13 protein-coding genes are annotated in these 14,771 nt (G+C 63.7%); 10 read left to right on the forward strand and 3 right to left on the reverse strand.

All coding sequences use genetic code 11. The features are described 5' to 3' along the window. Positions 1–11 precede the first annotated feature (11 nt). Both BHE01S_RS03030 and BHE01S_RS03035 read left to right on the forward strand, forming a co-directional pair. Positions 12–1,037, forward strand: a complete 1,026-nt coding sequence (locus tag BHE01S_RS03030) for an ABC transporter permease (RefSeq protein WP_042260421.1) — start codon at positions 12–14, stop codon at positions 1,035–1,037. 95 nt (positions 1,038–1,132) lie between these two features. Further along, positions 1,133–2,074, forward strand: coding sequence for an ABC transporter substrate-binding protein (locus BHE01S_RS03035; RefSeq protein ID WP_042260424.1), 942 nt, complete (start codon positions 1,133–1,135; stop codon positions 2,072–2,074). 129 nt (positions 2,075–2,203) lie between these two features. Here the strand turns inward: BHE01S_RS03035 and BHE01S_RS03040 are convergent, their stop codons facing one another. Next, positions 2,204–3,649 carry an aldehyde dehydrogenase (NADP(+)) gene (locus tag BHE01S_RS03040; RefSeq protein ID WP_042260427.1) on the reverse strand — a complete coding sequence of 482 codons (1,446 nt, stop codon included), beginning with the start codon at positions 3,647–3,649 and terminating at the stop codon, positions 2,204–2,206. A gap of 18 nt (positions 3,650–3,667) precedes the next feature. Beyond that, complete coding sequence (locus BHE01S_RS03045) at positions 3,668–4,843, reverse strand: fumarylacetoacetate hydrolase family protein (RefSeq protein ID WP_042260429.1); 1,176 nt, start codon at positions 4,841–4,843, stop codon at positions 3,668–3,670. A 224-nt stretch (positions 4,844–5,067) separates the two neighbouring features. Here BHE01S_RS03045 and BHE01S_RS03050 point away from each other — a divergent pair, with 224 nt between their 5' ends. From BHE01S_RS03050 to BHE01S_RS36280, 5 genes are all read left to right on the forward strand, one after another. After that, positions 5,068–5,793: a haloacid dehalogenase type II gene (locus tag BHE01S_RS03050; protein WP_042260742.1), complete on the forward strand. Its 726-nt coding sequence runs from the start codon at positions 5,068–5,070 to the stop codon at positions 5,791–5,793. A gap of 190 nt (positions 5,794–5,983) precedes the next feature. Continuing rightward, on the forward strand, positions 5,984–6,184 hold the full coding sequence (locus BHE01S_RS03055; RefSeq protein ID WP_042260432.1) for a hypothetical protein: 201 nt from the start codon (positions 5,984–5,986) through the stop codon (positions 6,182–6,184). A 55-nt stretch (positions 6,185–6,239) separates the two neighbouring features. After that, positions 6,240–6,488 carry a hypothetical protein gene (locus BHE01S_RS36430; protein ID WP_157025088.1) on the forward strand — a complete coding sequence of 83 codons (249 nt, stop codon included), beginning with the start codon at positions 6,240–6,242 and terminating at the stop codon, positions 6,486–6,488. A 104-nt stretch (positions 6,489–6,592) separates the two neighbouring features. Beyond that, on the forward strand, positions 6,593–6,898 hold the full coding sequence (locus BHE01S_RS03060) for a DUF4148 domain-containing protein (RefSeq protein ID WP_042260435.1): 306 nt from the start codon (positions 6,593–6,595) through the stop codon (positions 6,896–6,898). A 328-nt stretch (positions 6,899–7,226) separates the two neighbouring features. Then, positions 7,227–7,574 (forward strand): septal ring lytic transglycosylase RlpA family protein, encoded by a 348-nt coding sequence (locus BHE01S_RS36280; RefSeq protein ID WP_084068506.1) that lies wholly within the window; start codon positions 7,227–7,229, stop codon positions 7,572–7,574. Positions 7,575–7,621: 47 nt separating this feature from the next. On the opposite strand, the gene BHE01S_RS03070 is transcribed toward BHE01S_RS36280, so the two are convergent. Further along, on the reverse strand, positions 7,622–7,828 hold the full coding sequence (locus BHE01S_RS03070) for a hypothetical protein (protein ID WP_157025090.1): 207 nt from the start codon (positions 7,826–7,828) through the stop codon (positions 7,622–7,624). 473 nt (positions 7,829–8,301) lie between these two features. Here BHE01S_RS03070 and BHE01S_RS03075 point away from each other — a divergent pair, with 473 nt between their 5' ends. Genes BHE01S_RS03075 through BHE01S_RS03085 form a run of 3 tightly spaced genes read left to right on the forward strand, consistent with a single transcriptional unit; the run spans position 8,302 to position 14,313 of the window. Beyond that, positions 8,302–9,588: an efflux RND transporter periplasmic adaptor subunit gene (locus tag BHE01S_RS03075; RefSeq protein ID WP_084068508.1), complete on the forward strand. Its 1,287-nt coding sequence runs from the start codon at positions 8,302–8,304 to the stop codon at positions 9,586–9,588. A gap of 11 nt (positions 9,589–9,599) precedes the next feature. Next, a complete protein-coding gene (locus tag BHE01S_RS03080; RefSeq protein WP_042260444.1) occupies positions 9,600–12,818 on the forward strand; it encodes an efflux RND transporter permease subunit in 3,219 nt (1,072 codons plus the stop codon). 1 nt (position 12,819) lies between these two features. After that, positions 12,820–14,313, forward strand: a complete 1,494-nt coding sequence (locus tag BHE01S_RS03085; protein WP_042260447.1) for an efflux transporter outer membrane subunit — start codon at positions 12,820–12,822, stop codon at positions 14,311–14,313. The last annotated feature ends 458 nt before the right edge of the window (positions 14,314–14,771 follow it).

Consider the following 14,771-nt stretch of genomic DNA (forward strand, 5'->3'; position numbering starts at 1 on the left):
AGGTCGAATCCATGACTATGCAACCGGATACTGCGGCGCTGGCCGACCAGAAACGGTCGTCCGGGTTGAAGGCGCGCATTTTCTCGCCCACTGCGCTGCAGAAAATGCTCGCCTTCGCCAGCCTGATCCTGCTGCTGATCTTTTTCAGCTTCGCTTCGCCTGCCTTCATGCAGATGGACAACATCCTCGGCATTCTGCAGGCAACCGCCGTGAACGGCGTGCTCGCCATTGCGAGCACCTTCGTCATCATCACGGGCGGCATCGATTTGTCGGTCGGTACGCTGATGACCTTTACGGCCGTGATTTGCGGCGTGTTTCTGACCTACTGGCATTTGCCGATGTGGATCGGCGTGCTCGCCGCAATCGGCACGGGAGCGGTGTGCGGAACCATTTCCGGCACGCTGACGGCGAAGATGAAAATCCCGCCGTTCATCGCCACGCTTGGCATGATGCTGCTGCTCAAAGGGCTCTCGCTCGTCGTCTCGTCCGACAAGCCCATCTATTTCACCGACACCGAAAACTTCTACATGATTTCACAGGACTCGCTGATCGGTTATTTCCTGCCCAGCGTGCCCGTGCCGAATGCCGTGCTGATCCTGTTCGTGCTCGCCATTGTGAGTTCGATCACGCTGAACCGCACGGCGCTCGGCCGCTATACGTTCGCGCTCGGCAGCAACGAAGAAGCCGTACGCCTTTCCGGCGTGAATGTCGATCGCTGGAAGATTGCGATTTATGGTCTCGGCGGCGCGATTTGCGGCATTGCAGGGCTCCTGATCGCTTCGCGCCTGAACTCGGCGCAACCGGCGCTTGGCCAGGGCTACGAGCTGGAAGCCATCGCGGCGGTGGTGATCGGCGGCACGTCGCTGAGCGGCGGCTCGGGCACGATACTCGGCACCATCATCGGCGCGTTCATCATGAGCGTGCTGACCAACGGCCTGCGCATCATGTCGGTCGCGCAGGAATGGCAGATCGTGGTGACGGGTCTCATCATCATTCTCGCGGTGTACGCGGATATCCTGCGCCGCAAGAAGCGTTAGCAGAGGAGACGGCAGGGGCACGAAAAGAACGGGGAGTCGAACAAGGCTCCCTCAACGGCTGGAGGTCTATGGCCTACCTTAGGAGGAGAAATGTCATGTTGAAAAGAAAACTGATCAGTGCCGTGATCGGAGTGGGCGCGCTCGTGGGCGCGTCCAGCCTGACCTATGCTGAGGAACCCTACATTCCGATCATATCGAAGGGATTTCAGCATCAGTTCTGGCAAGCCGTGAAATCCGGCGCGGAACAGTCGGCGAAGGCGAACAACGTCAGGATCACGTTTGAAGGTCCTGAAACCGAGGCCATGGTCGACAAGCAGATCGACATGCTTTCGGCCGCGCTCGCCAAGAAGCCGCAGGCGCTCGGCATTGCCGCGCTCGACAGCAAGGCCGCCATTCCGCTGCTCAAACGCGCGCAGTCCAGCAAGATTCCTGTGATTGCATTCGACTCGGGCGTCGACAGCGATATTCCGCTCACGACCTGCGCCACGGACAATCTCGCCGCCGCCGCGCTCGCCGCCGACAAGATGGCGGGGATGATCGGCAATTCCGGCGAAGTCGGCGTGATCGTGCACGACCAGACGAGCCGCACGGGTATCGACCGGCGCGACGGCTTTCTCAACGAGATGAAGACGAAGCACCCGGGCATCAAGATCGTTTCCGTGCAGTACGGCGCAGGCGACCACCTGAAGTCGGCGGAAATCGCCAAGGCCATGATTCAGGCGAATCCGAACCTCAAGGGCATTTTCGGCGCCAATGAAGGCTCGGCGGAAGGCGCGGCGATCGGTGTGAAGGAGTCGGGCAAGAAGCTGGTGCTGATTGGCTTCGACTCGGGCAAGGAGCAGAAGGAAGCCATCATGTCCGGCCTGATGGCGGGCGCGATCACGCAGAATCCGGTCGGCATCGGCAAGTGCGTCGTCGATTCCGCGGCGAAGGCGTTGAAGGGCGAAACGCTGCCGAAGAAAATCGACACGGGCTTTTACTGGTACGACAAGACCAATATGACCGACCCGAAGATCGCGGCGGTGCTTTACGACTGATTGGTAGTGGTGTGGGTCATGCGCAAAGATCGGCGTCGCCGGGAAAGATAAAGGCCCGACGCTGAAAGGAGACCGGATTCGACCTCCGGTCTCCGTTTCTTTTGACGTTTCGATCCTGCTTGCGCTGCCTTATGCCGTTGCCGTTCCACTCGTCGCGGCAACGGCCCACTGCGGTGCATCCTGCAACGCAACGGGGCGCAGGAAACGCTCGATCGCCGCATAGCCCACGGAGGTGGTTTGCGGTTGCGTCGAAGCGGGCCACGGGCCGCCGTGCTGCTGCGCATCGCACACGGCAACGCCCGTTGGCACACCGCCGAACAGCACGCGCCCTGCAATACGTTGCGCAGCGGTTGCGAGCGCGCGATTGCCCGGCGTATCGGCCTGCGCGCCCCACAACGTGACCGTGAGCGAACCTTCCACCGCACCGAGCACGTCGAGCGTCTGCGCTTCGTCGCGCACCTTCACGATCAGGGCGGCCGGGCCGAACATTTCTTCGTGCAGCGCCGCGTTGGCGATGAACGTCTGCGCGTCGGTTTCGAACAGACGCGGCGCGGGCGCAGCGGCTTCTTCGTCGTGTGCCGGCGCGGCGAGACGCACGCGCACGCCCGCCTGGCTCGCGATATGCGCGGCGGCATTTTCGAAACCGTGACGCATCGTGGCCGTGAGCATGGCGTGCGGCTTTTGCGCGGACAACGCTTGTGCCAGCGCATGTGCAAAGCGCTCACCATCGGCGTCGTCGCGCACGACGATCACCCCGGGGCTCGTGCAGAACTGCCCGCAACCCATCGTGATCGAGGCGGCGAGGGTAGCGGCAGGCGTGTCGACGCCGTCCGCAAGAGCTTGCGGCAGCACGACGAGCGGATTGATCGAGCCGAGTTCGCCATAAAACGGAATCGGCCGGCGACGCGCATTGGCCGCGCGCCACAGGGCCACGCCGCCCTGATACGAGCCCGTGAACGCCACTGCCGCGACATCGGCATGACCGACGAGGTGCACGGCCGCTTCGCGCGAAGCCTGGTCGACGAACGCGATCACGCCTTCCGGCAGGCCCTGTTCGCGCAGCACGCGCGCGGCGAGCGCATGCACGCGGCGCGACAGTTCGGGATGGCCCGGGTGCGGCTTGACGATCACCGTGCAACCCGCAGCGAGCGCCGAAGCCGTGTCGCCGCCGAGCACCGAGAACGCAAACGGGAAATTGCTCGCCGAGAACATGGCGACAGGTCCCAGGGGCAGTTGGACGCGCGTGAGGTGAGGGCGGCCTGCGGGCGGCGCGCCGGGCACGGCTGCGTCGTCGACGTGGCGGTTGGCGATGCCCGCTTCCACGCGCTCGGCAAAGCCGCGCAGCTGAAACGCGGTGCGCGCGAGTTCGCCATTCAAGCGTGCGGCGCCAAGCGACGTTTCTTCGTCGGCGAGGGCGACGAGCTGGGCGGCGTCGCGTTCGAGCGCGTCGGCGAGGCCACGCAGCAGGGCGCTGCGCACGGCGCGCGAAGCGGCGCCGTAAAGGGCCTGGGCTTCGTGTGCGAGCGCGGCGGCTTCGTCGATACGCGCGAACGTCACGTTGTTTTCTGTCTGCATTACGGAATCCATTCCAGATTAAAAAAGACCGCGCTCGGCGAGATTGGCATAAAGGGCGCGCACGCCGAACGTCCACGGTTCGATTTCGGTGCAAAGGCGCACGGTGTTGACGATGGCGCCAAGCGGCGGCGCGCTGATCGTGACGCGGTCGCCGAGGTGATGTGTGAAGCCGCCGCCGGGCGCATCGCGGTCCTTGATCGGCGAGAACATCGTGCCGAGGAACAGCATGAAACCGTCCGGATACTGATGGTGGCGGCCCCACGCCTGCGAAACGAGATCGAGCGGATCGCGGCTGATTTCCTGCATATGGCTCACGCCTTCGAGCAGGAAGTTGTCGTCGGTGCCTTCCACGCGCAGCGAGACGCTGGTGGCGCGAACCGTGTCGAGCGTGAAGTGTTCGTCGAATAGACGAATGAACGGACCGATCGCGCACGAGCCGTTATTGTCCTTGCATTTGCCGAGCAGCAGGGCCGAGCGGCCTTCGATATCGCGCAGATTGACGTCGTTGCCGAGCGTCGCCCCGACCACCTCGCCCCGGCTGTTGACCGCGAGGACAACCTCGGGCTCGGGGTTATTCCACGCCGAGGCGGGATGCAGGCCGATATCGGCGCCAAAGCCCACCGCGGACATCGGCTGGGATTTCGAGAACACTTCGGCGTCCGGACCGATGCCGACCTCCATGTATTGCGACCACGCGCCACGGCGCTGAAGTGCTTCCTTCAGCTTGCTCGCGGCCTCGGAACCCGGCTTGATCTTCGAAAGATCGGCGCCGATCAGCTTCGTGATTTCGGTGCGCACGTCCTGGGCTTTGGCGGGATCGCCGCCGGCCTGTTCTTCGATCACGCGTTCCAGAAGACTCACCGCGAACGTCACGCCGCAGGCCTTGATGGCCTGCAGGTCACACGGCGCGAGCAGCCAGGGGCGATCCGCGGGGCGATCGCCCGCGAAGCTGTGCTCGAGCAGCGCCTCCACCGTGCCGAGCGGCACGCCGGCCGTATGCTGCACGACATCGAGCAGATCGTCGTAATCGAACAAGTCGGCCGTGGTCGGGGCCACTTCCGAAATATCGAAGACCATGCCGCCGCGCACGGCGACCACGCAGGGCCCATCGCCCTCCGGGGTGGGCCGCCAGACACGCCCGACGAGCAGCGCACTATCGAGATCGTGCGGGAGATAAGCGGATGTTGAGGACATGGCGGGCGTTTCGGAGTGAGCGTGGCGACACGCATCGTAGGGCGGATGCGCGTGCGCGTCCAAAGGAACATCTCTTTGTCCAACTGGCTGGACGATCGCGCCACCCCTGTCGACAATGAGCAAGAATCCTGTTCGAGTGCTTCAATGTACTTTGCTACGCCTCTGCCGGTTGGCCCAGGCGTTTCACCATGTCGTGCTTCGATCCACTGCTCATCCTGACCGCTATGACGAACCGTACCGAAATCAAGGCGCTTGTATTCGACGTATTCGGCACCGTCGTGGACTGGCGAAGCGGCGTCGCGAGGGAAGCCGCCGTTTTCTTGCAGCGCCATGCACCGCATCTCGACGCTTTCGAGTTCGCCGACGCCTGGCGACGCGAGTATTCGCCTGCCATGGAGGCAATCCGCAGTGGCCGCCGGCCCTACGTGCGCCTCGACGTTCTGCATCGTGAGAACCTCCTGAAGGTGCTGGCGCATAGCGGTATTGCCGGCGTGACGGACGCCGGGATCGACGAACTCAACCTGGCCTGGCATCGTCTCGATCCATGGCCGGATGCGCTCGGGGCACTGAATCGCCTCAAACGCCGCTTCATCATCGCCCCCTTGTCGAACGGCAACATCCGGCTCATGGTGGATATCGCGAGGCGCGCTGGCCTGCCATGGGACGCCATTCTCGGCGCCGAAGTGGTGCGCGCTTACAAGCCCTCGCCGCAGGTGTACACCGAAACGGCGGACATTCTGGGCCTCGCGCCCGCCGAACTGTGCCTCGTCGCGGCGCATAACGGCGACCTTGCCGCGGCGCGCCGGCTCGGCCTTTCGACCGCTTTCGTCGTGCGGCCGACTGAGCACGGTCCCGATCAGACAACAGACCTGAAGGCGGAGCAGGCGTGGGACTTCATGGCGAACGATTTAAACGAGCTTGCGAGTCAGCTTGAAGCCTCGATGGACTGAGCCGGCCTGTTGGCGATTGCCCAACATCGTCCGGCCAGATGACGGCCGCGCCCAGACTCGCATGATCGCGATGCACGTGGGGACGGGCGCCGCGCGGATCGCACCCGGATGGCATGACATCTGCATGGCGTGCTGCAAGCGGCTTGCCGCTTGACTGTTCCTGCAACCGTCCTGCTCAAGGAGACCCACCATGACCACGCTCACCATCCGCGATCTTCAAACGTCGGTTGAACTCGATCACCGGAAAATGGCCAGTTGCCAGGGCGGCCGGATCAAGATCATCGGCCAGCACCCCGGCTCACTGCTCACGTCCGCCGATGGCGATCCCGTTGGCGTATATGTCGACGGCGTGCTGCAAAACTCCGTCGGCGACGGCTACTACCACGGCTGAGCGTCCAACGGCACATGAAGTGCGCAAGCGCCGCGGCGTAACCGGGGAGGCCGACGTGGACCCAACCTGGCTGGGCATCGCTACCGGCACGATCGTACTTGCGATCGCTGTGGCCGGCGTGGCGGCGCACTACTTCCGTGAGCGTCGCCGCGCCGATTATCTGCGCAATTTCGATCATCACGCATGGTGGCAACGCACCCACGGTGCAGCCTGCGCTTCAGGTGGCGTCGGCGCAGGCCGCTGGGCAGCGCAAACAAAAACGTGGCGGACACAACGAACGGGGAATCAGGCCTCCGTCAAGTGATGGAGGTCCGCGGGGGCGCGGGAAAATTTGCGATAGCGTATTGAACCTGCGTATCGGTTCACGTTTTTCGCACCCTACGTGGCAATCGTTAGAGGAATCTCATCATGAAATCCCTTGGTAAAACATTCGCTATCCTTAGCATTATGGCTGCCCCTGCTGCCTCGTTCGCACAATCGAACAGCGCCGTGACGCCTGAGCAGGTCCGCGCCGAGCTTGTCCAGCTCGAACAGGCGGGCTACCACCCGGGTGACGGCGACAACACCAGCTACCCAGCCGATATCCAGGCGGCCGAAGCACGCGTCGCGGCACAGAACGGCGCGAGCAGTTACGGCGGGATGGCAGGCAGTACGTCGGCCTCTGGTGCACCCGCCGCCGGTGACAGCATGAAGCCGGTTTACTTCGGTCAGTAAGCGATGGTGTTGACGAGCCCCTTCCTCGCATCGAGGGGGCTCTTTCCGAGAACCTGCCACGAAATGAGGGTCGGACTTACGAGCCCATTCTTACGAGCCCATTGCGTGAAACCTGAAAGGTTGCCAGCATTTTGTGTCGGCCGGGAACGCGGTATGCTCGGCACCTTTGAGAACGTTGAGCCATCGCTCATTGACTGACATGTGGTCCACGATGCCATCACTGCGCTATTTGAGCGTTTTCGCAATCTGTGCATTGTTCACAGCGTGCGGACAGATGGCGTCCCGGCAAGCGGCGTGCAGGGGGGAGTCCTGCCATCTGCGGCACGAGATGGTGCAATCCGGCGAGGCATCCTGGTATGCGCAGAAGTTCCAGGGACGTGAGACCGCAAACGGAGAACGCTTCAATACCGGCGCATTCACGGCTGCCCATCGAACCTTGCCGCTCGGCAGCTATGTGCGCGTCAGATCCGTGGCGACCGGCAAGTCGGTTGTGGTGCGCATCAACGATCGCGGACCCTACGTGAAAGGCCGAATCATCGATCTCTCATACGCCGCGGCGAAAGCGCTGGGGTTGACAGACGCACGGTCAATGCAGGTGCAGATCGAACGTGTAGGGAACACGCCGAACGCACAGACGGCGTCGGACGGCGACGGCATCCTGACGACAGGCAGGTGACGTGAGGGGGCGCGTCAAGGCATGCGCCAGTCGCCACGTCTTCGACTTCACGCCCCCCACCCCCGAACAAGCCCGCTGCCTCGCCCGGTAGTCTGAGCGGCGTTTGCGCTGCTCCGCCTGAAATGACCCGGCTTCAGGGCCACCACGGCCACGAGACTGAGTGCGATGCCGATCATCACATAGAGCACCGGCACCAGCGGCGAGCCCGTGATCGGCGTCATCGCTGCGAAGACGGTGAAGTCGACCCATTCCATCGCATTGGCCAGCACGGTGGCGGCGACCCGCTGTTCGTTGTGCCGTGAACAGCAGAAGGCATGCGCAACAGGATATCGGACCAAAGTCCCATTGTTTTTGCCGCGGACGGCTACCAAACTTCACGACTACGAGCGCCGTGACAACGCGGCGCCGATACCCGGGCGCTGAGCGGCTCCGGTGGCGCTTTCGAGCGCACCCGATGCCTGGCACCGCAACCAGAGGACAAAAAAGTCATGCCAGTCATTGCGTAAGCAACGGGCGCGATGTATCGAGAAAGTCATAACCGGCATGGGCATTTCGTTCGGCAGCGGCAAGCCGGCGGGCCCCGTCCTGTTCTGGCCGGCGTCACATCCAGTGCAGGGTACGGATCCGTGCCGGTCCGGATCGCGAACAGTAAGCGGGCAACGAAAAGGCGACCACGGCGCGCGCACTGGGGCGATGCGCAGGTCCGGCGCGTTGCGGGAGGCCATTCATGAGCGGACCGTTTTTTCCCGAGCATCCCCCGTTTCTCCGGGTTGCGTCGCGCCGAAGCGGCCTGCCGCTAATCCTCGTCGCCGTTGTGCTGACGCTCTTCGCCGGCTGCAAGAAGGCATCGGGGCCGCCGGCGCCCGGCGCCCCGGAAGTCACGGTGATGACGGTCACGGCTCGGGACACCCCGGTCCAGCTCGAGTTCACTGCACAGACGCAGAGTTCGCGTGAAGTCGAAATTCGTGCTCGCGTGGACGGCTTTCTCGACCGGCGGACGTATTCCGAAGGCGACAAGGTGAAGGCCGGCCAGACGATGTTCCTGATGGATCCGAAGCCGTTTCAGGCCGCGCTGCAGACCGCGCGCGGCGAGCTTGCGCAGCAGCAGGCGCGCCTCACGGTGGCGCAGCAGAATCTCGGCCGGGTCAAGCCGCTCGCGGCGCAACGGGCATTGAGCCAGAAGGATCTCGACGACGCGGTTGGCAACGAGAAGCAGGCCCGGGCCGCGGTGATTTCCGCGCAAGGGCAGGTGGAGACCGCGGAGCTAAATCTGGGTTATACGACGATCAAGTCACCCCTGGACGGCCTCGCGAGCTATGCAAGACAGCAGGACGGCAGCTATCTGATCGCCAATTCATCTGGCCTCCTAACCTACGTCTATCAGCTCGATCCGGTCTGGGTGAACTTCAGCATTTCCGAAAACGAAATGCTCCACTTCCAGGACGAGATTTCGGCAGGCAAGCTGCAATTCCCGCCGAACAGCGAGTTTGTCGTAGCGGTGATACTCGCTGACGGCACGGAATTTCCGCAGCACGGCACCATCAGTTTCGCCAATCCGGCGTTCAACACCGACACCGGCACGTTCCTCGTGCGGGCCACGCTCGCGAACCCGAAGGGGACGTTGCGGCCTGGGCAGTTCGTGCGCGCGCGCGTGTCGGGTGCCACGCGGCCGAATGCCATCCTCGTGCCGCAACGGGCGGTGCTGCAGGGCGCAAAGAGCCACTTCGTATGGGTGGTGGACAATGAGTCGAAGGCCAGGCAGCGAGTGGTCGAAGTCGGTGACTGGAACGGCGACAACTGGTTCATCAACGATGGACTGAAGGCCGGCGAGCGTATCGTGGTGGATGGCGCAATTCGCGTCGTGCCCGACGTGCCGCTCAAGATTGCCGCAACGCTCCCCTCTACGCAGACCGGCGGCAAGGCGATCGTCGAGAAGGGCGGCGCGTCGGCGCCGCCGGCGGGCGAGGGCGCGCGAGCCATGGCGCCGGCCGCGACCAGCGGCGCTTCGCAGTAAGGGGCAGCGCGATGAATATCTCGCACTTCTGCATCGACCGGCCCATCTTCGCGTCCGTCATCTCGATCGTGATCACGCTTGGCGGCGCGTTGACGTTGTTCTCGCTGCCCATCGCGCAGTATCCGGACGTCACACCGCCACAGATCACCGTCTCCGCGACCTACCCGGGCGCAAGCGCGGACGTCGTGGCGAACAATGTGGCCGCGCCGATCGAGCAGCAGGTCAACGGTGCGGACAACATGATCTACATGTATTCGTCCGGCTCGTCCACGGGCAACTACACGCTCAACGTCTTCTTCGGTATCGGCACCAATCCGGAACTGGCCCAGGTCGACGTGCAGAACCGCGTGAACCTTGCATTGCCGCAGCTGCCGCAGCAGGTCCAATCGCAGGGCGTCCAGGTCCAGAAGAAGTCGAACGCGTTCATGATGGTGATCGCGATCTACTCGCCGGACGATCGCTTCGATCCGACCTATATCGCCAACTACGCGAATGTGTACGTGCTCGACACGCTCAAGCGGATTCCGGGTGCGAACCAGTCGTCTATCTTCGGCACTCCAGATTACGCGATGCGGATCTGGCTGAAGCCCGATCGCATGGCCCAGCTCGGCATCACGGCAGGCGACGTGCAGAACGCCGTGCGCGCCCAGAACCAGCAATTCGCGGTCGGCACCGTCGGCCAGGCGCCCACCGGCAACCCGGTCGAGCAGTCGTTCGCGGTGACGACCACCGGACGGCTCGCGACGCCCGCCGAGTTCGACAACGTCATCATTCGCGCGGCGAGCAACGGCGCGGCGATCGTCCGCCTGAAAGACATCGGCCGGGCCGAGCTGGGGCAGAAGAGTTATTCGAATCGCACCACCTACCAGGGCAAGCCCGCGACGATCATAGCGGTCTACCAGCAGCCTGGGGCGAACGCGCTCGACGTCTCGAAGCAGGTACACGAGACCCTCGCGCAGCTCAAGACGGCGTTTCCTGAAGGGCTCGACTATCAGATCGCGATGGACACGACGGATTTCACGCGTGCATCGATCGCCGACGTGATCCATACGTTCTTCGAGGCGCTCGTACTGGTGGTGATCGTAGTGTACGCGTTCCTGCAGAGCCTTCGCGCGACACTCATTCCGGTGCTGGCCGTACCCGTGTCGATCGTCGGCACGGCCATGGGAATGGCGGCGCTGGGCTTTTCGATCAACATGCTGACGTTATTCGGCATGGTGCTCGCCATCGGCATCGTCGTGGACGACGCAATTGTCGTGATCGAGAACGTCGAGCGCAACATGACCGTGTTCAAGCTCAGCCCGAAAGACGCGGCCAAGCGGGCGATGGACGAGGTGTCGGGCCCGGTTGTCGCGATCGTCCTCGTCATGTGCGCCGTGTTCGTGCCGGTTGCGTTCCTTGGCGGCATCACCGGACAGTTGTACAAGCAGTTCGCGATCACGATCGCGATCTCGGTGGTGTTCTCGGGCGTCGTGGCGCTCACGCTGTCGCCCGCGCTGGCCGCCATCCTGCTCAAGCCCACGCACCATGAGAAAAAGGGCTTCTTTCGCTGGTTCGACCGCCAGTTCGAGCGGATGACGGCCGGCTACGGACGCGCCGTGCAGTTCATGATCCGGCGTTACGTGCTGGGCCTGCTTGTTTTCGGCGCAGTCATCGTGCTCGCGGTCATGATGGGGAAGTCGATCCCCGGCGCTTTCCTGCCGCCCGAGGACCAGGGCTATCTGCTCGGTGCGATCATCATGCCCGACGCGGCGAGCCTTGACCGTACCGCGGCGGTGGGCGACAAGGTCACCGACTATTTCATGAAGCAGGCCGCGGTCAGCAGCATCACGATCGTGAACGGCTTCAGCCTGCTCGACAGCCAGAACAAGAACAACGCGGGCACGTTCTTCGTGGGTCTGCGGGGTTTCGACGAACGGTACAAGTTCTCGAACATCCGGGAACAAAACGCGCGCGCCGTGCTGATCAAGGCTTACGAAACGCTCTCGAAGATTCAGGAGGGCATCGTCGTCCCGGTGAATCCGCCGTCCATTCCGGGCCTCGGTACGACGGGCGGCAGCGAGATGTGGATCGAAAGTCACGGAGACAGCTCGATTCAGCAGCTTGCGGGCGTCGTGCAGGACTTCATGGCGAAGGCGAGGGCGCGCCCCGAGCTGACCGGCGTGACCACGACGTTCAACGCGAGTTCGCAGCAGTTGCTCGTGAACGTCGACCGCGACCAGGCGGAGACGCTCGGCGTGCCGGTCGAAGAGGTGTACAGCGCGATGCAGACGATGTTCGGCTCGCTTTACGTGTCGCAGTTCAACAAGGACTCGCGGCTCTGGCAGGTAATCGTTCAGGCCGATCCGCGCTACCGGCTCACGCCCACCGACCTCAACCAGATCTACGTGCGCAGCCGCTCGAACAACATGGTGCCGATCAAGGCGGTGATGACCTACAAGTACGTCACGGGTCCCGACCTGATCACGCGCTTCAACAACTTCCCGGCGGTGAAGATTACCGCGAACGCGGCGCCGGGTTATAGCTCGGGCCAGGTGATCGGGACCTTGAAGGAACTCGCTGCGCAGATGCCGCCGGGCTACGCCGTTGGGTGGAGCGGCGAGGCGTTCGAGGAGATCAAGTCAGGCTCGACGGGCGGGCTCGTGTTCGTGTTCGGGATCATCATGGTGTTCCTGATCCTCGCCGCACAATACGAGAAGTGGTCGCTGCCACTCGGCGTGCTCATGGCGGTGCCGTTTGCCCTTTTCGGCGCACTGCTCGCGATCCTGCTGCGCGGATTGAACAACGACGTGTACTTCCAGATCGGGCTGACCATGCTGATCGCGCTCGCCGCGAAGAATGCGATCCTGATCTTCGAGTTCGCGGTGCTGAACCGCGAGCAAGGCAAGTCGCCGTACGACGCCGCGCTGACCGCCGCGGAAGAGCGCCTGCGACCGATCGTAATGACTTCGCTGGCATTCATCCTCGGCTGTGTGCCGCTCGCCATCGCGCTGGGCGCCTCGCAAAACAGCCGTCATTCGATCGGCACAGGCGTGATCGGCGGGATGCTGGGTGCAACCGCGATCGCCGTGTTCTTCATTCCGATGTTCTACTGGGGAATCGAGTCGCTCGGCTCGCGCAAGGGCGGCGGCAAGGACACACCCGTGCCTGGCAGCGGGACGCCGCCGCCCGCATCAGGCGGCTCGGGATCACCGACCGTCACGCCGTCCGCGCGGCATGAGGACGACTGACATGCGCGCCGCAGCCTTCGCGCGTGTCGCCGCGCCGGTCCTGCTCATCGGGTTGCTGAACGGCTGCCTGCTTGGCCCCAACTACGAGCGGCCGAAAGTGGCCGTGCCGGCAACGTACCGGTTCGCGTACCCGGACGCCGCGGACGTTGCCAATACCGCGTGGTGGGAGCAGTTCGACGACCCGGTGCTGAACGATCTGGTGAAGACCGCGCTCGAGAACAACCTCAATGTGAAGCAGGCGGCCGCGCGTGTCGACGAGTTCATGGGCCAGTTCGTGAGCACGCGCTCGGCGCTGTTCCCGCAGGCGAGCGCCGGTTTCAGCGCGGCGCGCGAGCGCGCGTCGCAGAACGGGCCGACGCCGATACCGGCCGGCGTCTCGCCGGTCTTCAACGAGTTCCAGGCGAGCTTGTCGGCATTCTGGACCATCGACCTGTTTGGCCAGGTACGGCGCGAAACCGAGGCGGCGCGGGCCAACGTGAACGCCGCCGAACAGAGCCGCCGCGCGACGATCCTGACGCTCGTCGCATCGGTGGCGACGTCCTATATCACGCTGCGCAGCCTCGACGCGCAACTCGAAATCGCGCAGAGCACAACCGTGAGCCGGGCCGATTCCGTGCATGTGTTCACGCTGCGCCAGCAGTTCGGACAGACCTCGGATATGGAGCTTGCCCAGAGCCAGTCCGACTATGCGGCGACGAAGGCGACCATCCCGCAATTCGAACAACAGATCGCGCAGCAGGAAGACGCGCTCTCGGTGCTGCTCGGCAGCAATCCGGAGCCGATCCTGCGCGGCCGCGCACTGGTGGATCTCTCGACGCCTGCCGTGCCTCAGGGCATGCCTTCGGACCTGCTCGAACGCCGGCCGGACCTGCTGCAGGCCGAGCAGAACCTGGTCGCGCAAAATGCGCTGATTGGCGCGGCGCGCGCACTGTATTTCCCGCAAATCTCGCTCACGGGGCTGTTCGGATCAGTGAGTACGCAGTTCTCGAGTCTCTTCACGGGACCTGCGCGGGTATGGTCGTTTGCCGGCTCGGCGGCGATGCCGCTGTTTACGGGCGGCAACATTTACGGCCAGAACCGGCAGGCCGACGCGCGTCAGCAGGAGGCGCTGTTCGCCTACGAAAATGCGATCAAGGTTGCGTTCCAGCAGGTCGACGACGCGCTGATCTCCGTGCAAAAGTCACGCGAGCAGTTTGAGATTCAGAGCCAGCAGGTCGAATCGCTGCGCAGGTATCTGCGGCTTGCGCGGCTGCGCTACGAGGGCGGCTATACGAGCTATCTGGAGGTGCTCGATGCCGAACGCAATCTGTTCAACGCGGAACTGCAGCAGACACAGACCCGGGCCGCGACGCTGACGAATCTCGTCAACCTCTATATGGCGATGGGCGGCGGCTGGGTCGTACAGGCGGAGCAGATGAGCGTGCCGCAGCCGGCAAGCGGCCCGATGCCGGCGCAGCCCGCTACGGCGCAACCCGTTGCGCAGGTGCCGCAATGAACGCAGGGGGCCGATGCTTGCCACAAAGACGAGCGCCGGCCCATCGCTACGGTGGTTCTCGACTCTCTCGCGGGTCGGGAGCACCGGGCGATACGTGCGCGTGCGGCTATTCGTTGGAAACGTCGTGCAATGTGCTGGACCCGACGTGCAAACGCAATGCAGCGCAGCCCGACGAGCGCGCGGCGTTCGAGGTGTGGGGCGTCACGGATGGCCATGCGCTCGTGCATCTCGCATACAGCGAAGATGATGCCCGCGAATGGGTTTTGTCCGCGAAATCGGAATACCGAAACCGGAGCATGTCAGGGCCCGCGTATAGCGTGATCTCTATGCGCGCTACCGCACCACAAGTCGCGGTGAAGGGCGATCAGCGGGCAGAGCGGCAGTAGTGAATAAACATCGATCGATATCGGATAGGTCTTCGACCTGATACCGCTTCGCCTCTTTGCCCGGATGCGGGC

The sequence above is a fragment of the Paraburkholderia heleia NBRC 101817 genome, assembly GCF_000739775.1.
Lineage (GTDB): Bacteria > Pseudomonadota > Gammaproteobacteria > Burkholderiales > Burkholderiaceae > Paraburkholderia > Paraburkholderia heleia.

Coding starts and splice junctions, on each gene's coding strand:
- BHE01S_RS03030 (WP_042260421.1), top strand. CDS start 12: ATGACTATGCAACCGGATACTGCGGCGCTGGCCGACCAGAAACGGTCG.
- BHE01S_RS03035 (WP_042260424.1), top strand. CDS start 1,133: ATGTTGAAAAGAAAACTGATCAGTGCCGTGATCGGAGTGGGCGCGCTC.
- BHE01S_RS03040 (WP_042260427.1), bottom strand. CDS start 3,649: ATGCAGACAGAAAACAACGTGACGTTCGCGCGTATCGACGAAGCCGCC.
- BHE01S_RS03045 (WP_042260429.1), bottom strand. CDS start 4,843: ATGTCCTCAACATCCGCTTATCTCCCGCACGATCTCGATAGTGCGCTG.
- BHE01S_RS03050 (WP_042260742.1), top strand. CDS start 5,068: ATGACGAACCGTACCGAAATCAAGGCGCTTGTATTCGACGTATTCGGC.
- BHE01S_RS03055 (WP_042260432.1), top strand. CDS start 5,984: ATGACCACGCTCACCATCCGCGATCTTCAAACGTCGGTTGAACTCGAT.
- BHE01S_RS03060 (WP_042260435.1), top strand. CDS start 6,593: ATGAAATCCCTTGGTAAAACATTCGCTATCCTTAGCATTATGGCTGCC.
- BHE01S_RS36280 (WP_084068506.1), top strand. CDS start 7,227: ATGGTGCAATCCGGCGAGGCATCCTGGTATGCGCAGAAGTTCCAGGGA.
- BHE01S_RS03070 (WP_157025090.1), bottom strand. CDS start 7,828: ATGGAATGGGTCGACTTCACCGTCTTCGCAGCGATGACGCCGATCACG.
- BHE01S_RS03075 (WP_084068508.1), top strand. CDS start 8,302: ATGAGCGGACCGTTTTTTCCCGAGCATCCCCCGTTTCTCCGGGTTGCG.
- BHE01S_RS03080 (WP_042260444.1), top strand. CDS start 9,600: ATGAATATCTCGCACTTCTGCATCGACCGGCCCATCTTCGCGTCCGTC.
- BHE01S_RS03085 (WP_042260447.1), top strand. CDS start 12,820: ATGCGCGCCGCAGCCTTCGCGCGTGTCGCCGCGCCGGTCCTGCTCATC.